21 protein-coding genes and 2 pseudogenes are annotated in these 25,408 nt (G+C 69.2%); 12 read left to right on the plus strand and 11 right to left on the minus strand.

Going from position 1 to position 25,408, the window contains the following annotated elements; genetic code table 11:
* Nucleotides 1-132: 132 nt before the first annotated feature.
* Entirely contained in the window at nt 133-720 is a 588-nt protein-coding gene (locus SGFS_RS01415) for an HAD-IIA family hydrolase (protein ID WP_286259729.1), read from the plus strand.
* A 134-nt stretch (nt 721-854) separates the two neighbouring features.
* On the opposite strand, the gene SGFS_RS01420 is transcribed toward SGFS_RS01415, so the two are convergent.
* The 3 genes from SGFS_RS01420 to SGFS_RS01430 all read right to left on the minus strand — a co-directional run bounded on the left by SGFS_RS01420 (nt 855) and on the right by SGFS_RS01430 (nt 3,247).
* A complete protein-coding gene (locus SGFS_RS01420; RefSeq protein ID WP_286246955.1) occupies nt 855-2,087 on the minus strand; it encodes an MFS transporter in 1,233 nt (410 codons plus the stop codon).
* 76 nt (nt 2,088-2,163) lie between these two features.
* Nucleotides 2,164-2,562, minus strand: coding sequence for a cupin domain-containing protein (locus SGFS_RS01425; RefSeq protein WP_286246956.1), 399 nt, complete (start codon nt 2,560-2,562; stop codon nt 2,164-2,166).
* 34 nt (nt 2,563-2,596) lie between these two features.
* The gene (locus tag SGFS_RS01430; RefSeq protein ID WP_286246957.1) at nt 2,597-3,247 is read right to left on the minus strand and encodes a TetR/AcrR family transcriptional regulator; all 651 of its coding nucleotides are present in this window, start codon (nt 3,245-3,247) and stop codon (nt 2,597-2,599) included.
* A gap of 209 nt (nt 3,248-3,456) precedes the next feature.
* On the opposite strand from SGFS_RS01430, the gene SGFS_RS01435 reads away from it, so the two are divergent.
* Complete coding sequence (locus SGFS_RS01435; RefSeq protein WP_286246958.1) at nt 3,457-6,240, plus strand: FAD-binding and (Fe-S)-binding domain-containing protein; 2,784 nt, start codon at nt 3,457-3,459, stop codon at nt 6,238-6,240.
* Between the two features lie 110 nt (nt 6,241-6,350).
* Here the strand turns inward: SGFS_RS01435 and SGFS_RS01440 are convergent, their stop codons facing one another.
* The 4 genes from SGFS_RS01440 to SGFS_RS01455 all read right to left on the minus strand — a co-directional run bounded on the left by SGFS_RS01440 (nt 6,351) and on the right by SGFS_RS01455 (nt 11,523).
* On the minus strand, nt 6,351-7,235 hold the full coding sequence (locus tag SGFS_RS01440) for a fumarylacetoacetate hydrolase family protein (protein ID WP_286246960.1): 885 nt from the start codon (nt 7,233-7,235) through the stop codon (nt 6,351-6,353).
* Nucleotides 7,236-7,336: 101 nt separating this feature from the next.
* Nucleotides 7,337-8,707: an NAD-dependent succinate-semialdehyde dehydrogenase gene (locus tag SGFS_RS01445; protein ID WP_286246962.1), complete on the minus strand. Its 1,371-nt coding sequence runs from the start codon at nt 8,705-8,707 to the stop codon at nt 7,337-7,339.
* Nucleotides 8,708-8,743: 36 nt separating this feature from the next.
* Nucleotides 8,744-10,366: a flavin-containing monooxygenase gene (locus SGFS_RS01450; RefSeq protein WP_286246964.1), complete on the minus strand. Its 1,623-nt coding sequence runs from the start codon at nt 10,364-10,366 to the stop codon at nt 8,744-8,746.
* Nucleotides 10,367-10,596: 230 nt separating this feature from the next.
* Nucleotides 10,597-11,523, minus strand: coding sequence for a LysR family transcriptional regulator (locus SGFS_RS01455; protein WP_286246966.1), 927 nt, complete (start codon nt 11,521-11,523; stop codon nt 10,597-10,599).
* A gap of 324 nt (nt 11,524-11,847) precedes the next feature.
* Here SGFS_RS01455 and SGFS_RS01460 point away from each other — a divergent pair, with 324 nt between their 5' ends.
* The 5 genes from SGFS_RS01460 (at nt 11,848) to SGFS_RS01480 (ending at nt 17,779) form a co-directional block, all read left to right on the plus strand.
* Entirely contained in the window at nt 11,848-12,831 is a 984-nt protein-coding gene (locus tag SGFS_RS01460) for a C-terminal binding protein (RefSeq protein ID WP_286246968.1), read from the plus strand.
* Nucleotides 12,832-13,062: 231 nt separating this feature from the next.
* Nucleotides 13,063-14,490: an APC family permease gene (locus SGFS_RS01465; protein WP_286246970.1), complete on the plus strand. Its 1,428-nt coding sequence runs from the start codon at nt 13,063-13,065 to the stop codon at nt 14,488-14,490.
* 278 nt (nt 14,491-14,768) lie between these two features.
* Nucleotides 14,769-16,079 carry an FAD-dependent oxidoreductase gene (locus SGFS_RS01470; protein ID WP_286246972.1) on the plus strand — a complete coding sequence of 437 codons (1,311 nt, stop codon included), beginning with the start codon at nt 14,769-14,771 and terminating at the stop codon, nt 16,077-16,079.
* Nucleotides 16,076-16,528, plus strand: a complete 453-nt coding sequence (locus tag SGFS_RS01475) for a flavodoxin domain-containing protein (protein ID WP_286246974.1) — start codon at nt 16,076-16,078, stop codon at nt 16,526-16,528. Before SGFS_RS01470 ends, SGFS_RS01475 begins: the two co-directional genes overlap by 4 nt.
* Nucleotides 16,529-16,567: 39 nt before the next feature.
* Nucleotides 16,568-17,779 (plus strand): cytochrome P450, encoded by a 1,212-nt coding sequence (locus SGFS_RS01480; protein WP_286246976.1) that lies wholly within the window; start codon nt 16,568-16,570, stop codon nt 17,777-17,779.
* A gap of 67 nt (nt 17,780-17,846) precedes the next feature.
* Here the strand turns inward: SGFS_RS01480 and SGFS_RS01485 are convergent.
* Nucleotides 17,847-18,401: pseudogene (locus tag SGFS_RS01485) on the minus strand (aldo/keto reductase); the annotation flags it as partial.
* Between SGFS_RS01485 and SGFS_RS01490 the strand changes: the two are divergent.
* Nucleotides 18,363-18,752, plus strand: coding sequence for a hypothetical protein (locus SGFS_RS01490; protein ID WP_286246978.1), 390 nt, complete (start codon nt 18,363-18,365; stop codon nt 18,750-18,752). The pseudogene SGFS_RS01485 and the gene SGFS_RS01490 overlap by 39 nt on opposite strands.
* A 180-nt stretch (nt 18,753-18,932) precedes the next feature.
* On the opposite strand, the gene SGFS_RS01495 is transcribed toward SGFS_RS01490, so the two are convergent.
* Both SGFS_RS01495 and SGFS_RS51200 read right to left on the minus strand, forming a co-directional pair.
* Complete coding sequence (locus tag SGFS_RS01495) at nt 18,933-19,730, minus strand: CoA transferase (RefSeq protein ID WP_286246980.1); 798 nt, start codon at nt 19,728-19,730, stop codon at nt 18,933-18,935.
* 635 nt (nt 19,731-20,365) lie between these two features.
* Nucleotides 20,366-20,701: pseudogene (locus tag SGFS_RS51200) on the minus strand (relaxase domain-containing protein); the annotation flags it as partial.
* Nucleotides 20,702-20,975: 274 nt separating this feature from the next.
* Here SGFS_RS51200 and SGFS_RS01505 point away from each other — a divergent pair.
* From SGFS_RS01505 to SGFS_RS01520, 4 genes are all read left to right on the plus strand, one after another.
* The gene (locus SGFS_RS01505; protein ID WP_286246983.1) at nt 20,976-21,539 is read left to right on the plus strand and encodes a dihydrofolate reductase family protein; all 564 of its coding nucleotides are present in this window, start codon (nt 20,976-20,978) and stop codon (nt 21,537-21,539) included.
* A 400-nt stretch (nt 21,540-21,939) separates the two neighbouring features.
* Complete coding sequence (locus SGFS_RS01510) at nt 21,940-22,512, plus strand: hypothetical protein (RefSeq protein ID WP_350283959.1); 573 nt, start codon at nt 21,940-21,942, stop codon at nt 22,510-22,512.
* Between the two features lie 71 nt (nt 22,513-22,583).
* Nucleotides 22,584-23,042, plus strand: a complete 459-nt coding sequence (locus SGFS_RS01515; RefSeq protein WP_286246987.1) for a transposase family protein — start codon at nt 22,584-22,586, stop codon at nt 23,040-23,042.
* A gap of 109 nt (nt 23,043-23,151) precedes the next feature.
* Nucleotides 23,152-24,567, plus strand: a complete 1,416-nt coding sequence (locus tag SGFS_RS01520; RefSeq protein ID WP_286246988.1) for an FG-GAP repeat domain-containing protein — start codon at nt 23,152-23,154, stop codon at nt 24,565-24,567.
* Nucleotides 24,568-24,823: 256 nt separating this feature from the next.
* Here SGFS_RS01520 and SGFS_RS01525 read toward each other — a convergent pair whose 3' ends face one another.
* The gene (locus tag SGFS_RS01525; protein ID WP_286246990.1) at nt 24,824-25,174 is read right to left on the minus strand and encodes a pentapeptide repeat-containing protein; all 351 of its coding nucleotides are present in this window, start codon (nt 25,172-25,174) and stop codon (nt 24,824-24,826) included.
* Nucleotides 25,175-25,408: the final 234 nt, after the last annotated feature.

The following is a 25,408-nucleotide window of genomic DNA, read 5'->3' on the forward strand; positions in this document are numbered from 1 at the left end:
AAGACCGCCTGCGCGACATCCGCGGCATCGTCTTCGACCTGGACGGCACGCTCGTTCTGGGCGCCGGCGCAACCACGGACTCGCCCCCTGCCCGGGGCCCTGGACGTCACCGCCGCCCTCACCGCCCGGGGCCTGCCCTGGCTCACCTTCACCAACGGCACGACCCGTACACCCGAGGCCTACGCACAGGCACTGCGCCGCATCGGCTTCGACCTGCCCGACGACGCCATGCTCACCCCCGCCACCAACGCCGTCGACCACTTCGTGGCCATGGGCCACCGAAGCGTGCTGGTGCTGGGGGGCGAAGGTCTCAAGGAACCGCTCCGCCGCGCGGGCATCGAGAGCGTCGCACCCAAGGGCAGGCCGGAAGCCGACGCCGTACTGGTCGGCTGGTACCGCGAGTTCACCATGGACGACCTCGAGGCCGCCTGCCATGCCGTCTTCGACGGGGCCAACCTGTACAGCAGCTCGCAGTCGGTGTTCTTCGCCAGCGCCGAGGGCAGGGCCCTGGGCACGTCCCGGGCCATCTGCGCCATGATCAGCAGTGTCACGGGCGTCGCCGAGCAGGTCGTCGGCAAGCCCTCGCCGATCGGCCTCGGGTGCGCGGCGAAACGGCTCGGCGCCGCCCCGCACGAGCTATCCGTCGTCGGAGACGACCCGGAACTGGAGATGGCGATGGCCCGTCACGCCGACGCCCTCACCATCGCGGTGACCACCTGAGTCCACCCCGCGGACCGGTACTCGGCACTGCCGCCGGAGCAAACATCGCGCCTCACCCTTGACGGTGTCGGCGAGCTCCTCGGATCTCCTGCCTGCGACCGCCTGACCGGATGTGGTGCGCCGGCCTGCCCAGGTCAGGCGTCGTCAGCGGTGGCGGGGGCGTCGGCGTCGCGGGCGGACACCGCGGCGACGCGGGGCCGGGTCTCGACTGCGGGGGCGAGGAAGGCGGCGCAGCCGACGCAGGCGAGGACGACGAGCATGGCGGGGCGCAGGCCGATGTGGTCGCCGAGGAAGCCGAGGCCGGGCGGCCCGACGAGGAAGGCGACATAGCCGATGACGGCGACCAGACTGACCCGGGCCGTCGAGTCGGGGCCGGACTCCCCGGCGGCCGAGAGCGCGAGGGGGAAGCCGAGCGAGGCACCCAGCCCCCACAACAGCACGGCGGCTCCGGCGAGGACAGCGTTGTCGGAGACGATCACGAGGAGCAGGCCGAGTGCCCCGGACACCGCACTGGCCCTGACGACGGCGGCGCGGCCGAGCCTGTTCACGAAGAACCCGCCGGAGAAGCGGCCCACTGTCATCGCGGCGGCGAATCCCGCGTAGACGAGAGAACCCGATGTGGCGTCCATGTCGTGCCCGTCGACCATGAGCAGCGGCAGCCAGTCGTTGGCCGAGCCCTCGGCCAGCGCCATCGCCATCACGATCGCACCGATGAGGAGGAGCTTCCCGTCCCTCCACACCGCCGGGCGGTGGCGCCCTCCGCCGTCGGCTCCGTGCGGCTCCTCGGGGAGGGTGCGGCCGGTGCCCGCCGGGATGGCGCGCACCGAGCAGAGGTAGAGTCCCGCGGCCAGCGGAACGACCGCCGCGAGGTGCCACTGCACCGGCACCCCGGCCGCCGTGGCCGCCATGCCCGCACCGGCTCCGACCACCGTGCCCAGGCTGAAGAAGCCGTGCAGGGCGGGCAGGGTGGTCCTGCCGCTGACCCGTTCGACATCCGTGCCGTCGACGTTCACGGCGACGTCGCCGACGCCGAGACCGGCACCGAAAGCGCACAGTCCCGTGGCCACCACCGCTGCAGACGCGGCGAGACTGCCCACGCTGATCACGGCCATGCCGGCCATGAGCAGCCATGTCCCCCAGGCGATCACGCGCCGCGTCCCGAACCCGGACACCAGCCGCCCGGATAAGGAGATCCCCGCCATGGAGCCGAGTGACAGCCCGAACAGCACCAGTCCCATCTGTGCGGTGGACACGTCCAACCGGTCCCGGATGGCGGGCGTGCGCGTCACCCACGACGACATGGCGATTCCGGCCAGCAGGAAGAGCAGGAACAGCGCGTGACGGCGCCGGCGCACGGCCTGGTCCATGAGAATGCTTCTCCGTGAGGTAGGACAGATGGCGACCGGGCAGAGGATGCGCTTCGTCCCGGGGCTGAAGCAGCTGCTACGAGGGGGATCCGCCGGAGCGCTCCGACGGCGGCTCCAGTCGCGTGTAGGCGTGCACGCGGCTTTCCAGCCCCTGCGGGTTGGGGCCGTAGACGGCGAGCATACGAGCGTATTCCGGTGCCCAGTAACGCCCGACGCTCCCGGCCGGGACCTGGATCACGTCGCCCGTGACCGCCTCGACGGTCTCTCCGTCGCACGCGACGAACAGGCGGCCTTCCAGGACGTAGTTGAACTCGTCGTGCGGATGCTCGTCCGTCCATGACTCGCCCCGCAGTTCCCACTCCATGAGGGCGACTCCCGGTCGGCGGCCCTCACCCGGCGGCACGAAGGCGTGGCCTCCGGGCCATTGCTCCTTCCGGCGGGCGAGAGGTCCGGAGGGGTATTTCCGCGGCGTCATCGTCTGTCCCCTTCCTCTTGGCGAAGGCCGGCCCTCAGTCCTTCGCGACTTCCAGCAGAGCGAGGGTCGCGGTGTGGGCTTTCTCGACCAGCGCCGCGAGCGAGCGCGGCCTGCCGTCCCACATGGCCCAGCGGTTCGCGCCTTCGAGGACCGTCATGACGAGCTTGACCTGCTGGACCGAAGGGCCGAAGCCCATGTCCTCGGCCGCGGCGCGGAAGAGCGCCTCGTACAGATCGACCCAGGCGTCGACTTCCTGACGGAGTTTCGCCGGGAGGAAGTGGACGACCTGGTCGGTCGCGACCAGCAGGTCCCAGAGGTTGCTTTCGGGAAGCTGGATCTGCCGGGTCAGGTGGACATGCACCATCCGGCGCCAGCCCTCCCTGGGGTCGGAGACACCACGCACCTCGTCGAGTACGGCGACGCCGAACTTGTAGAAGTGCCAGCGGAGGGACTCGGCGACGATCTCGTCGCGGCCGTCCGGGAAGTGGTTGTACAGGCTCGGGGCCTTGATCGCCATCTCCTTGGCGATCATGCGCATGGTGACCGAGTTGAACCCGTTCTCGGTGGCCAGCCGGAGGAACGCCTCGAGGATCGCCCGCCGGGACGCGCTCTGGCTGCTCCAGTCGAGCTTGCCCAGGTGCTGGCCGAACTCCTCGACAGCGCCGGGCCACCGTTCGTTGCCCACCGAATCCTCCTTCGCCGACGTCCAAGACCCGAGGGTGTCCGGCCTCGACCGTGCGTGCGGTCGAGGCCGGCACAGCGATGCGTGACGTCGGAAACTACCTTACGTTAGTCAGGCTCAACCAGTCTTGCCTCTTCACGCTCCGTCGACTCGTCCGCCGGAGAGCGACCTGTTCAAGTAGCGAAACTACCTTACGTTAGTTAGTCTGAGGCATGCCGATCCCAGCACAGCCTGATGACCTCGCCGCCGCTCTCCGCGTGGCTGGAGTCGAGTTCGACGACTCGTCGGTGACACGAGCGCTGTACTCCTCCGACGCGAGCTTGTACCGCGTCGTGCCGTCCGCGGTCGTGAAGGCGCGGAACGCCGAGGACGTGATCGCCGCTCATGGGGTGGCGCGTGAGTTGCGGGTTCCGGTCACGATGCGCGGTGCGGGTACGAGCATCGCCGGCAACGCGGTCGGAAGCGGCATCGTCATCGACACCCGCCGGTTCAACCGGATACTCGACATCGACCGGGACGGGCGTACGGCACGCGTGGAACCCGGCGTGGTCCACGCGGACCTGCAGCGCGCGGCGGCGCCGCACGGACTGCGGTTCGGGCCGGATCCGTCCTCGCACAGCCGCTGCACGGTCGGCGGAATGATAGGGAACAACGCCTGCGGGTCGCGGGCGCTGGGCTACGGACGGACGGTGGACAACGTCGAGTCGCTGCGCGTGCTCTACGGCAACGGCGAACTGGCCCTTGAACAGGGCGGTCGGGCCGGCGGCGTCACCGCGGCGCGGCTGGCGGCCGTCGGGGACACGAACCTGGCCCATCTGCGGACCGAGTTCGGCCGCTTCGGCCGCCAGATCAGCGGCTACAGCCTTGAACACCTGCTGCCTGAGCGGCGCCGTGTCGACCGGTTCCTCGTCGGCAGCGAGGGATCCCTCGCCACGGTCCTCGAGGCGACGGTCCGGCTCGTCGACGACCGAGTCGATCGCAGGATGCTGGTGCTCGGATACCCGACGATGGCCGACGCGGCCGATGCCGTCCCGGCGCTGCTCGCCGCGGCACCGGGGCGTCTCGTCGCGTGCGAGGGCATGGACTCACGCATCGTCGGTCTGGTGCGCGCGAAGGGCTCACCCGTCCCCGACCTGCCACGGGGAAGTGGCTGGCTGTTCGCGGAGGTCGCGGGCGAGGACGCGGTGCGACGGCTCGTCACCGCCGGCGCCGCACTGGACACCAAGCTCGTGGACGACCCGCGTGAGGCGGCTGCCCTGTGGCGTATCCGTGAGGACGGCGCCGGGCTCGCGGGCAGGTCGCTGCCGACACCGGCGTACGGAGGATGGGAGGACGCCGCCGTCCCGCCCGAGAACCTGGGCGCATGGCTGCGCGACTTCGAGGAACTGCTGCGGGTGCACGGCCTTCAGGGCATTCCGTACGGCCATTTCGGCGACGGCTGCATCCACTGCCGCATCGACTTCCCCTTCAGGCCCGGCGACCCCGCTTCGGCCGGGGTGTTCCGCGAATTCATGACCGCCTGTGCGACACGGCTGCGCGACTACCGCGGCACCCTGTCGGGAGAGCACGGTGACGGCCGGGTCCGCGGCGAGCTGCTGCCGCTCATGTACGACGAGGCCTCCCTCGCCCTGTTCCGGCAGGTCAAGGCGGTCTGCGACCCCGACGGCATCCTCAACCCGGGCATCATCGCCGACCCGGTTCCGATCACCGACGACCTGCGCCCGGTACGCCCTCAGGCACCGGTGCGCACCGGTCTGCGCCTGGTGCACGACGCCGGAGACCTCGGTGCCGCAGTGCACCGTTGCACAGGTGTCGGGAAGTGCGTGGCGCCGAAGACCGCCGGAGTGATGTGCCCGTCCTATCTCGCCACCAAGGACGAGCGCGACTCGACCCGCGGCCGTGCCCGGGTGCTGCAGGAAGCGCTCGACGGCGGGTTGCTGCGCGGCGGTCTGAACGACCCGGCCGTGGCGGAGGCACTCGACCTGTGCCTGGCCTGCAAGGGATGTTCGAGCGACTGCCCCAGCGGCGTCGACATGGCCACCTACAAGAGTGAGGTGCTGCACCAACGGCACGACGTCACCGGGATGAGGCGGCCGAGGTCGCACGTGTTCCTCGGGCAGCTCCCCAGGTGGGCCCGACTCACCGCGCCGCTGGCGCCGCTGACCAACCTGCTGCTGCGCGTCAAGCCGCTCGCCGGCCTGGCCAAGTGGGTCGCCGGGGTCGACCACCGGCGGTCCCTGCCGCGGTTCGCCTCTCCCACGCTGCGGCGGGCGACGGACACCTCCCGGGTGGCGGAGGCGCCGGCCGACGTGCTGATCTGGGCCGACTCCTTCACCGACCACTTCTTCCCGGAGTCCGGCCTGGCGGCGATCCGGTTCCTCGAGTCACACGGCCTCGTGGTCCGCGTCATCCAGGAGGACGCCTGCTGCGGCCTGACCTGGATCACGACCGGCCAGCTCGACCGCGCGCGGACCCTCGTCGCGCGGACCGTGCGGACGCTCGCGCACCACGTCCGCAGCGGGATCCCGGTGATGGCGCTGGAACCGTCCTGCCTCGCCACACTGCGCAGCGACGCGCGGGAGCTGTGCGACGCCGAGGAGACCGACGTGGTGGCGTCGGGGGTGCTGAGTTTCGCCGAGCTCGTCGAGCGCCTCGACCTGCCGCTGCCCGACCTGACCGGTGTGGAGGTCGTCGCGCAGCCGCACTGCCACCACAGCGCGGTCATCGGCTGGGACACCGACCAGCGTCTGCTGGAGAGGGCCGGCGCGACCGTCACCAAGGTGCCGGGGTGCTGCGGCCTGGCCGGCAACTTCGGTGTGGAGAAGGGGCACTACGAGGTCAGCGTCGCGGTCGCCGAGACGCACCTCCTCCCGGCGGTGCGAGCCCACTCGGACGCGGTGGTTCTGGCGGACGGCATGTCCTGTCGTGTCCAGCTCGGTGATCTGGCCGGGGTGTCGACCCGGCATCTGGCCGAGCTGTTCGCGTCGCGCGTCTGAGACCCGGACGGCGGCCGTTCGCGCCGCCGTCCGCAACGACCGACAGGTCTTGACGGAAACGTCTGCGGAGCCGGCCCCCGGGCCGGCTCCGCAGACGTGAGAGAGAAAGTTCAGATGACCTGATTGTTCAGGATGCCGATCTTCTCCAGACGCACCTCGACCTTGTCACCGGGACGCAGCCACAGGGGCGGATTCCGCTTCGCGCCGATGCCCTCGGGGGTACCGGTGGCGATGACGTCGCCGGGGCTGAGGGTGAGGAACTGGCTGACGTAGGAGATGATCCTGGCGATCGGGAAGATCATGTACTTCGTGTTGGATCCCTGGACCCGGCTGCCGTTGACGAACGTCTCGATGTCCAGGCTCTGTGGGTCGCCGATCTCGTCCAGCGTGACGATCGCCGGGCCGAACGGAGTGGCCCGGTCCACGGCCTTGCCCGCGAGCCACTGAGTGCCGCGGTACTGCAGGTCGCGGGCGGTGATGTCGTTGAGAACCGACAGACCGGCCACGTACGACAGCGCGTCGCTCTCGTCGACGCGGCTGCACTCTCTGCCGATGACGACGGCGAGTTCACCCTCGAAGTCGAGGTTGTCGGTCACGTCGGACCGGTCGATGGTGTCGTAAGGGCCGATGAGGCTGCTGGCGAACTTGGCGAACAGGTCGGGGTGGGTGGGCATGGCACGGCCGGTCTCACCAACGTGGTCGGAGTAGTTCAGGCCGACGCAGAGCACCTTGAGCGGGTCGGTGACCGGCGGGCCGAGGCGCACCGTGGCGACGCCGCCGACGGACTCCGCGGTGCCGTCGGCGAGGAGCGGCCCGAGGGCTGCGGCGATCGTCGGCAGTTGGCCGCCGTGCTGTCGGAGAAAGGCGCGGACGGACGGCAGGTCGCGAGAGATCAGGCCGGCGGCGTGCAGCGCGCTGTTGAGGCTGAACACCTGGTCGTCGTGGAGGAGGCCCGGCTGCCAGCCGGCACCGGAGTCGTAGGAGACGAGTTTCACGTCAGGTCCTTCGGGTGGGAGTCGTAGGGGTGTGCCGTCGACGGATGCGCCCTGCCCGCGGGGAGGTCGACGGGCAGGGCGCGGCGTGAGGACCGGAGCCGTCAGGAGAGGCGGACGGTCTTCTTGTTGGCGAACTCGTCGAGGCCGAGGCGGCCGAGCTCGCGGCCGATACCGGACGCCTTGACGCCGCCGAACGGCATGTCGGGCTGGCTGCGGACGAGGGTGTTGAGACCGACCATGCCGACCTCCAGCCGCTCGGCGATGTCGGCGGCGAGGTCCTCGTCGCGGGTGAAGACGGCCGAACCGAGCCCGAACCGGGAGTCGTTCGCCAGCGCGACGGCCTCCTCGACGGAGTCGACCTTGTACAGGACCGCGACGGGACCGAAGAGCTCCTCGCCGTAGGCGCGCATGTCCGGGGTGACGTCCGTCAGGACGGTGGCCGGATAGAAGGCGCCGGGGCCGTCGGGGACCACGCCGCCGAGGTGCAGCCCGGCGCCCTTGGCCACGGCGTCCTCGACCTGCTCGGCGATCTCCTGCCGGCCGGACTCGGACGCCATCGGGCCGATGCGGGTCTCCGGGTTCAGCGGATCGCCGGTGTTCCACTGCCGTGCGCGGGCGACGAATCCCTCGAGGAACCGGTCGTAGACGTCGCTGTGGACGATCATCCGCTTGGAGGACGTGCAGGACTGGCCGGCGTTGCTGAACCGGCCCGTCGCGGCCAGGTCGAGCGCGAGGTCGAGGTCGGCGTCGGGCAGGACGATGAACGGGTCCGAGCCGCCGAGTTCGAGGACGCACTTCTTGAGATGCCGGCCGGCCTGGGTGGCGACGATCCGGCCGGCCTCCTCCGAGCCGGTCAGCGAGACGCCCCGCAGACGGTCGTCGGCGATGAGGTCGCCGATCTGCGAGGACGACACGATGAGGTTCTCGTAGACGCCCTTCGGGGTGTTCGCGTCGGCGACGACGGCGTCGATGAGGAGCGCCGTGCGGGTGCAGGAGCGGGCGTGCTTGAGGAGGACCGTGTTCCCGACCAGCAGGTTGGGGGCGACGAAGCGCGCCACCTGGTACAGCGGGAAGTTCCACGGCATGATCCCGAGCACCGGGCCCGTGGGGGCCGTACGGACGACGGCCCGTCCGCCGGCCTTGATCTCGATGACCTCGTCGGCCAGCAGTTGGGCGCCCGCGCGGGCGTAGTAGTCGTAGATCGACGCCGAGAGGGCGACCTCGCCCTCGGCCTGCGCGAGCGGCTTGCCCATCTCGGTCGCCATGGCCTCGGCGAGTTCGGCGCTTCGCTCGCGGTGGAGTTCTGCGATGCGGGCCAGGACGGCGACCCGGTCGTCGACGCCGGAGCGGGCCCAGTCGCGGTAGGCGTCGGTGGCGCGGGTGAGCGCCGCGGTGACCTCGGTGTCGGTCATCATCGTGTACTCGGCGAGCACCTCGCCGTTCAGCGGTGAGATGGTCTTGTACGTGTGCATGGCTTGCTTCTCCAAACCGCTTGTGGGGGTGGCTGGTCAGACCACGGACGGGACGCGGACCTCGTAGCTGGGGTATCCCTGGGCTGCTTCGGCCTCGGAGATGGCGATGAACTTGTTGAGGCCGCCGACGTAGAAGTTGGCGGTGCGGGCCTTTCGCTTTCCGGGGATGTTGTTGCCGAAGATCCAGGAACCGGTCTCCAGGAACAGGGAGCCCTTGAGCTCGTCGAGGCAGGTCTGGAGCCAGTTCTCCTCGGCCTCCTCGCGCAGCCGGATGGAGGCGCCGGGAGTGTCCTTGATGCTCTGGACAGCCTGGGCGATCCACTTGGCCTGAACGCCGATGGCGGAGGGGTTGTTGACGAACGGGCCGTTCGGGCCGAGGACCATGAACAGGTTCGGGAAGCCGGACACGGTCATGCCCATGTGGGTGCGGGGCGCGTCGGCCCAGTGCTCCTTGAGGCTCTTTCCGCCGATGCCGCGGACGTCCATGTTCCGGTAGCTGCCCTCGACGGCGTCGAACCCGGTGGCCAGGACCAGGACGTCGAGCTCGTGGTGGACGCCGTCCTCGGTGACGATGCCGCCCGCCTCGAACTCCCGGATGGGGTTCTCCCTGGTGCTGACAAGGGTGACGTTGGGCTGGTTGAAGATCTCGAAGTAACCGGAGTCGCAGATGGGGCGACGGGCGAACAGCTCGGTCGGGGTGAGCCTGCGCGCCGTCTCCGGGTCCTGGACGATCTCCCTGATCTTCCGCTTGATGAAGTCGGCGGCGAGCTCGTTGGCGGCGCGGTCGCTGGTGACGTCGCAGAAGGTCTCGTTGGCGAAGGTGTAGTTGCCGCCCTTGCGCCAGGCCCACTCGAAGATGGCCTCGCGCTCCTCCGCCGAGACGCTCCAGATGCTGCGCTTGGTCTCGTCGATGCCGAAGCCGATCTTGGAGGTGCGGAACTCCTCCCAGCGGTCCTCACACGTGGCCTTGAACTGCTCCAGCTCCGCTTCGGACCACTCACGGTTGCCGGCCGGGACGGTGTACTGGGCGGTGCGCTGGAACGAGGTCAGGTGGGCCACGGTCTTGGCGGCCTCGGTCATGAACTGGATGCCGGTGGAGCCGTTGCCGATGACACCGATGCGCAGACCGGCGATGTCGAGGTCCTCGGGCCAGGCGGCGGTGTGGACGATGCGGCCCTCGAACCGGTCGATGCCGGGGAAGTCGGGGATGTTGATCTGGGAGAGCAGGCCGGCCGCGGTGATCAGGAAGCGGGCACGGAACTCGCCCTTGTCGGTGACGACGTGCCAGTGGGCGTTCGCCTCGTCGAAGGCCGCGCTGACCAGGGTGGTTTCGAGCTGGATACGGGAGCGCAGGTTCCAGAAGTCGACGGCGTCCTCGACGTACTGGCGGATCTGAGGACCTGGGACGTAGCGGGTGCGCCAGTCGGTCTGCTGGAAGAGTTCCTTGTCGTAGGGCAGCTGGTACATGAAGCTCTGTGTGTCGGAAAGGGCACCCGGGTAACGGTTCCAGTACCAAGTTCCCCCGACCTTCGGCGCCTTGTCGATCGCGATCGCGTCGAGGCCGGCGTCGGCGGTGAGCGTGCGCAGGGCCATGACACCGCCCATGCCGGTTCCGACGACGAGCGCGTCGATCTCGCGCACGCTTTCTTCGCTGCCCATGGATGCTCCTTTGCGGGATTTCGCGCACAAAAAAAGACTCGACCGGCGGGGTGAGTACCGCATTGATCTGCACGGCCCGTTGGTTTCCCCGATATCGCCGGGGAGGGTCGAGTACGATTTCGACAACGCGACGTTACTTCTCGGAAATGTTCAGCACCAGACGGAATTGATGCGAAGGCCACCGGAGATTGTTTCCGGAACTGGAATAATCGGTGCGGCCAAGAGGCGGTTCAGGCGGCGACCGTCGGCCGGTCCTGGTGCAGACAGCGGCGCAGGTGGCCGAGCGCGGCCGCGACGGGCGGGGTGACCGCCCCGGATCGCCACGCCGCACGCAGGTGCACATCGGGCACGAGTTCGCATTCGCGTTGGGCGAGCGGAACGAAGACGATGTTGGGGTTGGTCGTCGACCGGGCGACGGATCGCAGGGCGAGGTGGCAGCCGACCTCGGCTCCGACCAGCGCCAGACAGGAGGGGGTGTCGGGGGCGAACTGGACGTTGTTGACACCGCCGGCGCCGTGGGCGTAGCCGAGGCGCCAGAGCCGGTCGGTGGTGACCGAGCCGGTGGTGTAGGGCAGGGAGACGAACGGCTCGGCGGCCACGTCCCGGAAACCGACGACCTGGGCACCGGCGAGCCGGTGGGTCCGGGGTACCGCGACAACGAGGGAGTCGCTGATGAGGACCTCGCTGTCGAGGCCGGGCGGCAGGTTGTCGAAGCGGCCGAGGCCGACGTCCACCTCCCCGTCCAGCAGGCGGCGGATCGTCGGCCTGGACACGGCCTGCGAGGTCAGATCAAGGCGGATGCCGGAGTGCTCCGCGCGCATGCCCCGGGAGAGCGCGGCCACCAGGGGATGCGCAGCAACACCGCAGAACTCGACACGGACGGTGCCGGACTCGCCGGAGACTGCGGCACTGACGGCGGACTCGGCGCAGGACACCGCCTCCAGTACGGCGCGAGCGGGCTGGACGAGGGCCTGGCCGGCCGGCGTGAGGGAGACCGAACGGGTGTTCCGCTCGAACAGGCGGGCGCCGAGGTCTCCCTCGAGGGCCTGGATGGTGCGACTGAGGGGCGCCTGGGCCATGAAGAGCTGCTCCGCGGCGCGGCCGAAGTGCAGGTGTTCGGCGACCGCGAGGAAAGCCTGAAGTTGTCGCACGTTCACGGTCGTACACCTCCGGTTGCGATGCTCGACACCTACCCTAGGCTTACGACCGTTAGTTCGCTAGAGTTCGAAAGGACCCGGTTGCGGAACACCGCACCAGCGATCTTGAGGGATCCCGCGCCCACGGCTTGAGCCTCGCGGAGACTGATCCGGTTTCGACAACACACTGTTCCCAATCGAGTCCTATTCCGAACCCGTACGGGCGGAGTCGTTGACGCATCATTCGGCCGTCCTTACGTTTCATTTCACTTTCTACACGAACACGTTTAGGCGCCCTGAGATCACGGCTGCCGAACACCTTCGCCCTGATCCGAGAGGGTTGAAATGTCACTTGCAAGCAGCACCGAAATACCGGCCCGCACCCCCGCTCATGCCGGTGGTCTGCTCCTTGTCGGTCCTCAGCAGTACCCGGGCCTGGAGCGGGAGCGGGCACTGGCCGAGGAGTTCGGGCTGGAGTTCGTGGTGGCGCCGGACCGGCAGGCGTTCCGTGCGTCGATCCCGGAAGCGACCGTGGTGATGGTGACCCCGTACGCGCCCGTGGAGGCACAGGACTTCGCCGCGATGAAGAAGTGCATCGCCGTGGTGAGGTACGGCATCGGCTACGACAACATCGACGTGGCGGCCGCCCGGACGAAGGGCGTCCCTGTCGCCATCGTGCCGGGTGCCGCAACCGAGGAGGTCGCGTCGCACGCCCTCACCATGGGGCTGTTGCTGGCGCGGCGCATCCCCGCGGGCCAGTCGGCCATCGCGGCCGGCCAGTGGGCAGGCAACGTCGGGATGGACACGCCACGGTTCTCCCAGCTGGACGTCGCGGTCGTGGGCATGGGCCGGATCGGCCGCCAGGTCGCCCGGTGGTACGCGGCCCTGGGCACGAACGTCCGCGGCTACGACCCGTTCGCGACCTTCGACTCGGTACCGGCCGCGCCGCTGAGGGAGCTGCTCGAGCAGTCCGACGTGGTGTCGTTGCACCTGCCGTTGTCGGCCGAGACCCGAAACCTGGTGTCGACCGAGGTCATCCGCCGTATGCGGCCGCGCTCGGTCCTCGTCAACGTATCCCGCGGCGGGCTCGTCGACGAGGCCGCGCTGGCGGACGCGCTGCGCTCCGGCCACCTGGCAGGCGCGGGTCTGGACACCTTCACGACCGAGCCGCTGCCGGCGGACCACGTACTGCGCGGCGTGCCGAACCTGGTCATGACCCCGCACGTCGCGTGGCGGTCCGACCTGGCGATGGACGCGCTCCAGGAGGCCGTCGTACTGCGCGCCCGACAGGCGCTGACGGGCCGGCCGCTGTCGGACCTGGTGACCTGACCGGACCGGGGTCCCACCCCGACAGCGTCACCACACACCAGAACGTCTGCGCGGGCATGGTGCCGGCGCAGCGAGGTCCACGAGGTGATCACGTACCTGAACAGGACGGCATCACACGGGGACGCGACACGAACACCCCACCGGCCCCGCGGTAGCTCGGGTGGGCCCCACCAGGAAGAGAAACTCATGGCAAGACACGAGCAGGTCCCCACCGTGAGTGGTGAAAGACGAATGGCTGAAGTCGTGGAGGAGCCGCGGCGTCTGCAGGGCAACATGGGCGTCGGTGAGCTCGCCATGAGCGTGCTCGCGTTCTCCGCACCCCTGACCACGGTGGCGGGCTTCATCCCGGTGCTGCTGATGTTCGGCGGCAAGACGGGGCCGGCGATCTACATCGTGGCGACGGTCATACTCATGGTCTTCTGTGTCGGCTTCACCCTCATGGGCCGCACCGTTCCGAACCCGGGCGGCTTCTACGCCTTCGTGACCCAGGGTCTCGGACGCCCGGCCGGACTGGGCGGCGCGTTCCTGGCGACGTTCGGCTACTTCATGATCGGGTTCTTCGCCCCGCCGTTCTTCGCCATCACCGTCCAGAGCTACGTGGAGAAGAACCTCCACGGTCCGCACATCTCGTGGGGCTGGTACGCGCTGGCGATCGTCGCGGTGACCACCGCGCTGGCCTACCGGCGCATCGACCTCTCCGCGAAGGTGCTGACCGCGGTGATGGTGCTCGAAGTGATCGTCGTGATCGTCTTCGACATCGCGTCGTTCGTCCATGGAGCCCCGTCCGGCACCGGGGGTGCCGCCCTGAGCCTGCCGTGGGTCACCGACCCCAACATCGGTCTCGCGCTCCTGTTCGTGGTCGGCAACTTCTTCGGGTTCGAGGCGACCGTCATCTTCCGCGAGGAGGTGAAGGACCCCGACAAGACCATCCCTCGGGCCACCTACCTGTCCGTGGCGGGCATCGGCGTCTTCTACGCCCTGGCCGCGTGGGCCTACATCGCCTACACAGGCGCGAACAAGGCGCAGGCGGCCGCGACGGCCAACACCGGCGGGATGTTCACCGACGCGCTGACCGTACTGGTCGGCAAGACCGTGGTCGACATCGTCACCATTCTGCTGCTGACCTCGATCCTGGCGTCGATGCTGTCCATCCACAACGTCACAGCGCGCTACATGTACTCCCTCGGTACCGACGGTGTGTTGCCGACGGCCCTGGGCAAGGTGCACCCCAAGCACGGGTCGCCGTACGTGTCGGCGTCCATCATCGGCGCACTGTGGGCCGTCGGTGTGGTCCTCTTCGTGGCGCTGGGCACCGACCCGAACGTGCTGTACGCCCGGGCGTCCGGCATCGGTTCCTTCGCGATCGTGCTGCTCCTGTTCGCGGCGAGCGTGGCGGTGTTCGTCTACTTCCGCCGCAACCCGTCACAGGAACCCGCGTGGAAGACCGCCGCCTCACCGCTCCTGGCGGCCATCGGGATCGGTGTGGTGGCGTATCTCGCGGTGACGAACTACGCGGATCTGCTCGGTGGTTCGGGCTTCGTCACGTCGTTCTTCCTGGTCTTCACCTTCGCGCTGTTCCCGATCGGGCTGTGCGTCGCGCGAGTCCTGCGGGGCCGGCGTCCCGAGGTGTACCAGCGCATCGGTCGCCAGGAGCTGTGACTTCGTGTTACCTGCGACCACAACGGTAGGTAGTTCGACTGCACGACCAGGGAGGGCCGGAACACCGTCCGGCGCCGCTGCCGACCGGGGCGGGATGCACCGACGTTCTACGTCGAGGACATCCACGGGCTCGGGCACCAGCGGCGCCGGACGGCGTCGACGTTCCTGACCCGGCATCGATTCCGGATCGGGATTCCTTTCCACCCACTGTACTAACGATCGTTAGTTAGTTAGCGTTCATCCCGTCTTCGCATTCCTTCGCGGTAACCGAGGTAGCCATGAGAACTCCGGCAGAGACAGCCCCGAACCGACCGGCCGCCGCCGTCGACAACGGGCTTCCGCTCCAGGTCGCGGTCATCGGCGCCGGCCCCAGCGGGTGCTACGCGGCCCAGGCTCTGCGCAAGGGACAGCCGGACATCGAGATCGCGGTCTTCGACGCGCTGCCGACGCCGTTCGGACTGGTCCGGTACGGCATCGCGCCGGACCACCAGGGCGCCAAGGCGGTGTCGCGCCAGTTCGAGCGGCTCTTCGGGCAGCCAGGTGTGGAGTTCGTCGGCAACGTGTCCGTGGGGACCGACGTGAGCCTCGAAGCGCTCCTGGAGAACTTCCACGCCGTCGTGCTGGCCACCGGGCTGGGGACGGACAGGCGACTGGGCATCGACCAGGATCCGGACGCTCGCGTCATCGGCGCCGGTGACCTGATCCGGTTGCTGAACTCCGATCCGGACGCCCGCCTGCGTCACCGGCACGGCGGCCCGGAGAGCCTGGGGTCCGAGGTCGTCATCCTCGGTACCGGAAACGTCTCGGCGGATGTCGCACGGCTGCTGTCCAAGTCCGACCTCGACTTCATCGCGTCGGACGTCGACGACGACGCACTGCGCGCAGTGGCGCCGAACCCGGTGCGAACCATCCACATCCTGGGGAGGTGTGAGCCGCATGCGGCGAAGTGGGATGCGTCGATGGTCAAGGAACTCGCCGAGATCGTCGGTGTTCATCTCAGCGTTGACGGCGTACCGCTGCTCGGCGAACCCGCGGCCTCTCCGCGTACGACGGTGAGCGTGCGGTTCCAGCACGTTCCGATCTCTGTTCGGCGGCTCGACGGCCGGGTCCGTGTGACGACACGTCGTGCGGGGGACAGTGCGCTGGTCGACCACCTCGACGCCGACACCGTGATCACGGCGCTCGGCTTCGACCCCTCTCCGGCGCAGTCGGCGCAGTTCGGTGGCGTCGAGGCGTCGAACGTGTTCCGGGTGGGTGGTCCCGCTACCGGCCGACTGGGAAATCTGGCGGAGAACCGGAAGCTCGCCGCAGACGCGGCGAAGGGCGTCCTCGAGTTCCTGCGTGGTCAGGAACCGCTGCACCGTACGGGCCTGGTCGGGCTCCGCGACCGCCTGCCGGCCTCGGTGGTGAGTTTCGAGGCGTGGCAGCGCATAGACGGTGCCGAGGTGCGACGCGCCCGGCCTGACAGGTGCCGAACCAAGTTCACGACCAGGGACGAACTCCTCGCTGCGGCGGCGGGCTCCGGTGCCCTGGTTTCCATCCCGACGGCCACGCCTGAGGCCATCGACACCACAGGAGAAGTGAAATGACTGTCGTCCATGTCCTGTACGGGACCGAGTCGGGCAACGCGGAGATGGTCGCCGACGACATCGCCGCCGCGTTCGGCGACCAGGGGTACGAGACGGTGACCGCGGAACTGACCGATGTCGATGTGTCCGACCTGGCGGCCATGGAGATCGCGGTGTTCGTGAGTTCCACCTACGGGGAGGGCGGTCTGCCCGAGACGGCGGCGCCGTTCCACGACGCGCTCCTGACGGAGCGCCCGGACCTGTCCGGGGTGCGGTTCGCGGCGTTCGGGCTCGGCGACAGCATCTACGAGACGTTCAACAACGCCATCGAGACCATCCGTGCGGCGCTGCTGGAGCTCGGCGCGGAGCAGATCGGAACCACGGCCAAGCACGACGCCGCGTCGACGACCCCTGCCACGGAGCTCGCCGACGCATGGGCCCGGGAGCTCCTGACCCTGATGCCCGCCTGACTCGGCCTCGGCCTGACCAGACCCGAAGGAGTGACGGAGATGAGCTTGACCATCGAGGAAGCCTCGGCGCTGTTCCCGTGGAACGACGAGAAATTCCGGGCCGACCCGTACCCGGCGTACGAGCGGGCCCGTGCGATCGCGCCCGTGCACCGGACGACGGAGAACACGTACGTGGTGCTGAACCACGCGGACACCACGCACAACGCGAAACTGCCGTGCATGCGCATAGCGGAGCCGCCGTCGTTCGCCACCGTCGGCGAACACCCTCATCCATGGACCGCGTTCGACAACACGGTCCTGTCGAAGGACGCACCGGAGCACACCCGGATGCGGCGGCTGACGAACCGTTGGCTGACACCGAAGATGATCGGCACATGGGCGCGGTTGACGCATGACTTCACCGTCGAGGCGCTCGGCAGGCTCGCCCCGGGCGAGGTGGTGGACGCCCACTTCGACCTGGGCGTGATGCCGACCCATCTGACGATGTGCCGCATCCTCGACATGCCCGTGGGTGACGTGGAGGGGATGTTCTGGGCCCTGTGGGACGCGATGCTCATCAACGCGACCGCACCGGGCGAGGGCATCCACGCGAGGTCGCTGGCCGGGATGAACTTCATGTTTGCCGAGACCGAGCGGTACGTACGGGAGAAGCAGACCGCCGAGGAGCCCGGAAACGGTCTGGTCGACGAGCTGCTCGCGGCCCACGGGCGCGGCGAGCTCACCTGGCGCGAGGTCCTGGAGACCACGGTGCTGCTCTACATGTCGGGCGGCCCGAACCCCGCCTATCTCATCGGTGCCGGCTTCAAGCTGTTCGCCGAACGGCCGGACCTGATGGCCGAGTTCAGGGAGAAGCCGGAGATCCGGGACGCGTTCATCAACGAGCTGGCGCGACTGAACCCGGTCGAACTCATCATCACCCGGTTCCCGAACGAGGACATCGAGATCCAGGGCGTGCACATCCCTGCGGGTTCGTGCATCAAGTACCCGATCGGGGCCGCGAACCGGGACCCGGCGATCTTCGAGAACCCCAACGAGTTCGACCACAACCGGCCACCGGAGGCGAGCCGGAACCTGACGTTCGGGCTCGGTACCCACGCGTGTGCCGGGCAGTTGCTGGCGCGGGCCGAAACCAGCGTGATCCTCGGCCTCATCGCCGAGCGGTACTCCTCGGTCGAGCTCGCCGGCGATCCGCTGGAGGTCCGCACCGACCGTCTGGTCGCGTTCGACAAGCTGCCTGTCCGGCTCTCCTGAGCCGGACTGTCGGTCCCGTACCGACAAGGCGGGCACGGGACCGACGAGCGGTACGGGGGGCCTGGAGTCAGTCGGTCGCCATCGTGGCCGCCATCGTGGCCGGCATGGCGGCCGGCATGGCGGCCGGGTACCGGCTTCCCGCGGAACCCTGGGGAAGGATCTGCTTGATCTGCTCGAGGTCGGCGTCCGTGAGTTCGACGTCGGCCGCGGCGATGTTCTCCGCCAGGCGGTCGGCGTTGCGGGTGCCGGGGATCGGGACCACGTCGTCGCCCTGGGCGAGCAGCCACGCCAGCGCGAGCTGGGCAGAGGTGAGGCCCTTGGCGGCGGCGAGCTTCTTGAGCTGCTCGGTGGCGCCCAGGTTGTACGTGTGGTTCTCGCCCTGCCAGCGCTCGTCCCAGCTGCGCATGTCGTCCGCCGGGTACTCGGCGGCCGGCTTGACCACGCCGGTCAGGAATCCGCGGCCCAGCGGGGAGTAGGGCACGTGGCCGATGCCCAGCTCCCGCAGGACCGGCAGGGTCTTCTCCCCCACCTCCCGTTCGAAGAGCGAGTACTCGGACTGCAGAGCCGTGACCGGGGTGACGGCGTGGGCGCGGCGGATGTACTGCGGGCCGACGTTGCTGAGGGCCGCCTCTTCGATCACTTCATCATCGCCCACCCCGACCACCACCGGCTGATCACCTGGGGGCGCCTCGAACTCGCCGGTACCGCCGCTCCGTCCGGCGCCGGCCCGGTTCTGGAGACCGTCGCCCGCAAGATCGACCAGTTGCGCGAGGCGCAGCGGGTTGGACAGCTCGATCCTGCCTGGGACCCGGTCGATGTCCTCGCCCTGGTCAACCAGATCGCCACGACGTGGGCGGCTCAGACCGAGATCGGCGCCGTCGCCGCAGAACAGGCCGCGGACCCGTCCCTTGCCGCTCGCCGCGCCGCCCTGGTCACCGCCGTCGAACGTCTCTTCCCCCGTGTGACGCGGTGAGCCGGCCGACCGGCACGTGTCCGCCCACGACGGCGTGCGCAGCGACACAACCGCACCGCACGCACGTGCCACCACCGCGACAACGCCACGGCGGGTTCCGGCGCCGTTGAAGGCGGCGGCGTCGGAACCCGCCGTGGCCGCTTCCGTACTCGTCCGACCGCGTCGAACGAGCGGGCCGGATCAAGCCGTGGTGCACCATGTCGGCCCGGAAGAGCCCGCCGCTTCGAACGGCCGCTCCCAGAACAGCGGCGTTCCCTCGACGTCGACGGGGAACGCGAGCCGTTTCACCGGACGGCCGTCACCGCTGACGTGGACGCGGTCCTCGTAGGGCCCGTCGAGCGGCAGCCGGATCTCCGGTTCCTCGGCGACGTGGCCCGCGCCGACCAGCATCGCCGCGGTCCGGGCGAGTGAGAGCCGGGAGACCGAGCCTTCGCCCGTGGTCACCCTCCGCGTCAGTCCCCGGATCGCGGCTGCGGCGATCTGGTATCCGGTGGCGAAATCGAGTGCCTCGACGGGCAGGTGACGGGGCCGGTCGGCGTCGACCAGCCGGCCGAGCGCGTTGATCGGTGTCCTGTGCTCCGCGTCGGCGAGCGCCCAGGCCGTCGTCGCGTCGGCGAGACCGCTGCTGTACTGCACGAGGGTGTCGAAGCCTCTGCGGTCCTTCCAGGGACCTGTCCAGCCGTACGCGTTGAGCGCCACTTCCACCAGGCCGGGCCGTACGGCGGCCCGGACCTCGGGGGCGACGAGGCTGTCCAGTCCCCCGGGGCGATACCCGTGGACGAGCACGTCCGCCTCGGACAGCAGTTGGAGGAATCGCTCCCGTCCGTCCGCGGTCCGCAGGTCGAGGAGCGCCCACCGCTTGCCCAGCATGATGTCGCTGCCCCGCCCGAGGACGCCGCTGCTCTCGTCCGAGCCGGGACGGTCGACTCGCAGCACTTCGGCGCCGCAGGCCGCCAGGAACCAGATCGAACCAACCACTGGCGAGAATCCGGTCCACTCGAACAGCCGGTCCCCCGCCGCCAGCCGTGGCGACGAGGTCCCTGAGGGCCAGGCCCGCGGCGGCGAACGACGCCGCGGCCAGGTCGGTGACCGCGAAGGCGGACCGCAACGCGCCGTGGGAGGAAGGGCGCGGCCGGGTCGGCGGCCGGCTTCCGGTCCCGGCGTGGGGCGGCGGCCGGTGTCCGGGAGGGTGGCGGGTCGGTGGGGGCCCAGCGGGTGGTGTAGAGGTGATAGCCGGGTTCCTCGCCGCGTTCGGTGCGGGCCTCGGTGATGTCGGTGCAGTGCGTGGCGAGCGCTTCGTTCACGATCGTCTCGTCCAGGCCCATCTCGCGGCGGCGGCCGCGCTGGACGAGGGCGAGGTGGCGGCGAGTTTCGGCGAGCAGGTGGCGGCGGTGGAAGTGGCCGCTGCTGTTCATCACGAACACGCTGGCGGTGACCGCGACGGCCGCCAGGCCGACGTCGACCACGGCCGCGACCCGGGCCCGGATCACGGCAGCCGCGGCGCGGGCGCGCTCGAGGAGGGAGTCGATGAGGCCGACGGCGTCGGCGAGGAACGCGCGTGCACTCCTGTGCCAGTCCTCGCGCAGCTGCGTAAGGGAGCGGGGCCGCGGCTTCGCGGGGCGGGTCTTGCGGGCGGCTATCCGGTTCAGCTTCGCCCGTGCCCGCTCGGAGACCTCAGGTGCGAACTTGAGGTTGCCGTCGTCGTCGGTGGCGGTGACGTACTCGTGCTCCAGCTCTGCCAGGCAGGCGGCGATCTGCGCGCTGCGGCGGGAGGTCCAGCGGATCAGCTCGTGCGGGACGCCGGCGACTTCCATGACCGGACGGCGGCCTCGCGTGATGGTGCGGGGCTCGGAGGCCAGCCCCAGCGCCTCGCACGCCTCCATCATCACGACCTCGTTGTAGAGCGCGGAGGCGGCGACGACCGACTCCAGCAGCGCCGTGGAGTGCACCGCTGTAGGGTCTCGCCGCTCGTGACATGTCGATCTCGCGTGACCTGGGCGTTCTTGGCTGTCTCACGGCCTTGTCACCCATGATCAGTCTCAAATCCGTGGCATTTCCTCGCGAGGGCGAGGTCGAGATCAGGCGGCTTGTCCGAGTCGGCCGAGTACACCACGCTGAGCCCCGAGCACGAGGACTACATGTGAGCTCAGATCGCGCACCGATGAGTTTCCCGCGCCGCGCCGGTCTGTACGCGTGAGAACCGACTCACGGAAGGCTGGCGCCATGCGGAAACTGATCTACGGCATGAACCTGAGCCTGGACGGCTACATCGCCGCGCCCGGCGACGACATCGGCTGGGGCGTGCCGAGCGACGAGCTGTTCCAGTTTTGGTCCGACCAGTTGCAGGCGACCGACCTGTCGCTGTACGGGCGCAAGCTGTGGCAGACGATGAGCTCCTACTGGCCGACCGGCGACCAGCGGCCCAACGCCACCCCGGCGGAGATCGAGTTCGCGCGCCGCTGGCGGGACATGTCGAAGGTGGTGTTCTCCTCGACGATCGACAAGGTCGACTGGAACACCCGCCTGGTCACCGGCGACGCGGTCGCCGAGATCACCCGGCTCAAGGCCGAGGACGGCGGCCCGATGGACATCGGCGGCGCGACGCTCGCCGGGGCGGCCATGCGGGCCGGGCTGATTGACGAGTACGTGCTGGCCACCGCGCCGGTTCTGGTGGGCGGCGGCACGCCGTTCTTCACCGCGCTGGACAACTGGGTGAACCTGAACCTGGTGGAGACGCGGACGTTTCCCGACGGCGTGGTCCTGACCAGGTACGAGACGAGGCGCTGAGCAGCAGCACCCACGCGCTGTTCTCACGGTGATGTCGTATACGACATCGGTACGACACGGCCCGTGAGATTACGACATCAGCCGCGAGACCCTACATCCAGGGCGTCGGTGTAGTCGTCGGGCGTCCGTTTCGTGATCACGTGAGCTGAAGGAGGGCGAGCGGACGGTTCCCTGCTCACTGACGTACGCCTCGCAGCTGTTGCGTCTGCCAGCTCCGTCAGGTGGAGCGAGCCGACTGTGCTGGGGGATGATCTCCTGCGTGGCTGAAGAGGCAGGTACTGGTGCAGACGACGCTTGTCTATGGGATGAGCGACTGGGCTGGGCGTTCGGACTGATAGCGGATGATCCGGCTGCGAGGACCGCAGCGCTTGCCCATCTGGCTGAGGCACGGAGGCAGGTCGTGGACGCGCTCGGTCGGTTCAACGAGATGTGGCGGCTGACGTGGCCCCTGGGAGCGGACGAGCAGTACTGGGAGCCGGCCTTTCTCAAGGCGCGTCGGAGGTATCAGCAGGCGCAGAGACGTTCGCTGCCTGACGGGCTGTGGGATCGCCCTGCGAACGAGGATCTGGCGACTTGGCCGGGGTTGCCCTATGCGTTGCTCTTCCTGGAGTGGGAAGCGAGATTCCCGCAGGACTGGACGCAGTATGCGAAGGCGTGGGGTACGAAGCAGAGCCTGATCCGGGAGGTGGCCCGTGCTCGCCAGGAGGAGGCGATCAAGGCGAAGCTCACCGACCTGGTCGAGATCGTCGTCTGCCGTGCGTATCGCTGCAAGGACCGCGAGTACGTGCGGGTTGCCCGGGCTGTCGACAGCGCTGACCTGCGCGGCAGGCTCGATCGGGCAGCCGATTCCGACAGTCCGTGGGCCCGGTGCCATGCAGGTTATGTGCTCTGGCTCCTTGACCGCCCTGACCTGCCGAACACCCGTCATGTCTGGCAGACCTGGGTGGCAGGCAAGGCTGCGGCGTTGATGTGACCTGAGGACGATGCCGGGAAGGTCCCGTGATCATGGAGTGCTCTACGCCCTCGTGACCTGCCTGGAAGACCGTGCCTGCCGACGCATCATCCGCGATCCCGCTCGCCCTTGACCAGCTCCGAGAGCATCTCGACGTCGGCGCCGGCGAGGTGCCCGGCCTGCTGGAGCGGCTGACCCAGGTGCCGGACCCGCGCGATCCGCGCGGAGTGCGGCACGCCCTGTCCGTCGTCCTCGCGCTGACCGCGTGCGCGGTGCTGACGGGGGCGACCTCGCTGCTGGCAGTCGGCGAGTGGATCGAGGACGCGCCACCGCAGGTACTTGAGGGACTCGGCGTGTGCCCTGATCCGGTGCTGCCTCGGCGGCTGGTCCCGGCCGAGGCGACGGTCCGCCGGCTGCTGACCCGCATCGACGGAGACGCCCTGGACCGGGCGGTGGGCGGATGGCTTGCCGATCGTCGGCCTGCGAGCGCCGGGCTGCGCGGACTGTCCGTGGACGGCAAGGGCGGGGCGCGGCCGGGCCGGGAACTGTGACGCGCTATACCTGGCGGGACTTGCCAACTGAAGCGCTCATCTCGATCGGGCCGCGATCAAGACACGGCCGTTACCAGCCCGTAAGTCGCGCCGTGCAGGATTTTGCCGCATGTATCCACCTCCCCACCGTCCTGCCACCATCCCGGCCATTCTCGGCGTGGCCGCCCTGCTGCTCACGGGCTGTTCGGGCGGCGACGACAAGTCCGCGCCGCCGTCCCCGTCCCCCGTCGAACGGGACCGCGACCGGGTCCAGCGGGACGACGTCAACGGCGACGGGTACGCCGACATGGTCGTCAACAACTGGGACATGGAACCGAAGGCCGGGGGCGGGTGGCATAACAACCGATTTGTTGTCTTCGCTGCACCCGGCGGTACGGAGCCCGGCTCGGCGGTCCGCCTCACGGGCCGCTACGTCAAGCCCGATCCCTCGCTCACCCCTTATCCGTTCGCCAACGACCAGTCGACGCAGTTCACCGGTGACTTGGACGACGACGGCTACGCCGATGTCGTTGTGCACAATGCGGTGTTGCGCGGCGAGAAGCTGACGTCCGAGCAGCACGTCATCTGGGGCGGCCCCGACGGTCCCGCGGGCGCCACCAAGCTGCCCGCCGACGTCCTGCCGGCCACCGCCGCAGGGGACTTCGACGGCGACGGCGCCCTCGACCTGCTGACCCTCGCCGAGCCGGGCGACGGGTACGACATGAAGCCGCAGCACGCCACCGTCCTGCACGGCCCGATGAACCGCGACGGCGGCGCGCCCCGCAGCGCCTCGACCCTCGACGTGGGCCACGGTGGCTGGGCGTCCATAGCCGACACCGTCGTCGGTGACTTCGACGGCGACGGCCGGGACGATCTGGTGACCAAGGCCGAGTACGACGAGGAGGACGTGCGTTTCGAGGAGGACATGCCGGACGACGTCCTCGACGCCGCGTTCTACCGGGGTACGGCCAAGGGGCTGAAGCCCGCCGGAGACGTACCCGGCATCACCGGGGGCGCCACCCCTGTCGCCGCCGGGGACTTCGACGGCGACGGCCGCGACGACATCCTCGCCCGGCGCGACGACGATGAGCCCATCGCCGTCTACGGCAGCGACAAAGGCCCGGGGCGGGGCAGGCCCGCCTCCGGCGGGCTCGGGCTGCGGATGGGCGTCGCCGTCGCGGTCGGCGACAGCAACGGCGACGGCCGCGACGACATCGCCGCCTATTCCCTGACCAAGGGCCCCCGGGTGGCGGTGCTGCTCGGCGGCAAGGACGGCCTCAGCGCATCCCGTACGTCCCGCAACATCACGATCGACCGATCCGCGATCGGCCTCGACCGCCCCCCACGGGGGTACGACGACCACTTTGGCTGGGACCTACACCTGGCCGACCTCGACACCGACGGGCGCAATGAGCTGCTGATCGGCACGGTCGGCGCCTCCAAGCCGCGCAAGGACGGCGGTTACTGGATTCTGCGCGGAACGCAGGACGGCCCATCGATGACGGACCGCCGCTTCATCAAGATCAAGAAGCTCGGCCGGGGCTGACGAGCAACCGCTCGCGCCACCCTGCAGCGCCGCTTCTCCGGGCTTGGCCCCGCGTGCCCACGGCGCTGTTGAAGCTGTCGGGCGGAGTCAATGTCATCACCGGACTGGACGCCTACCAACTGCATCGCTCGGCCCCGCCAACTCAGGTGCTCACCCGCCAAGTGAGGCGCTCAGTCACAATGAGACCGTGCGTTGTTGTTGGCCACGTGAGCGAGATAGTTGACCGCCTGAGCGTTTCCGCTTCCCCGACCGTGTCTCAGAGGTGCCTGTTCGGAGTGCTGGTGGTTGGAAACGGCAAATGCAAGCGCTCGGGCGGGTTCTCGAGCACCTCTGGGTCGAAGGTGGGTGGCTTCGCCCATGACAGGACGCGTTGCAAGTCCACTTGGCCGCCGGAGAACACTGCCTCGAGGAAGGACACCTCGCCGCTGGAGAACACTGCCCTGGCGAAGGACACGGTGCCATTGAACCGGCTATATGTGAGATCGCCGCCGCCGAAGGTGGCGCCGGTGAAGTCAAAGTTGTATTCCGACCAGGAAGGGTTGAGCCCCGCGGAGGTTTGCGGCATCCGGAGGTGCTCACGGATGACCCGGATGATGGTCAGGCGCACCTCGAGTTCCCCCTCCTTGTACCCCGGTTCGTTTCTGGTGGTACCACCTGCGTCTGCCTGTCATACCTTCACGATGCGCGTGGTCGGGCTCAGCCTGGGCCCTCAGACGGCCATCTGTCGGTGCCTTGGCCCCTCGGGTGGATGTGGAAAGCGCCGCCACACCGCGTTATCGGTAGGTGACGCCATACTCGCGGGCGAAGCGGGAACCCGTACGCCACCGACTCCACCTGCTTC

This window comes from Streptomyces graminofaciens (genome assembly GCF_030294945.1).
In the GTDB taxonomy this organism is placed as follows: domain Bacteria; phylum Actinomycetota; class Actinomycetes; order Streptomycetales; family Streptomycetaceae; genus Streptomyces; species Streptomyces graminofaciens.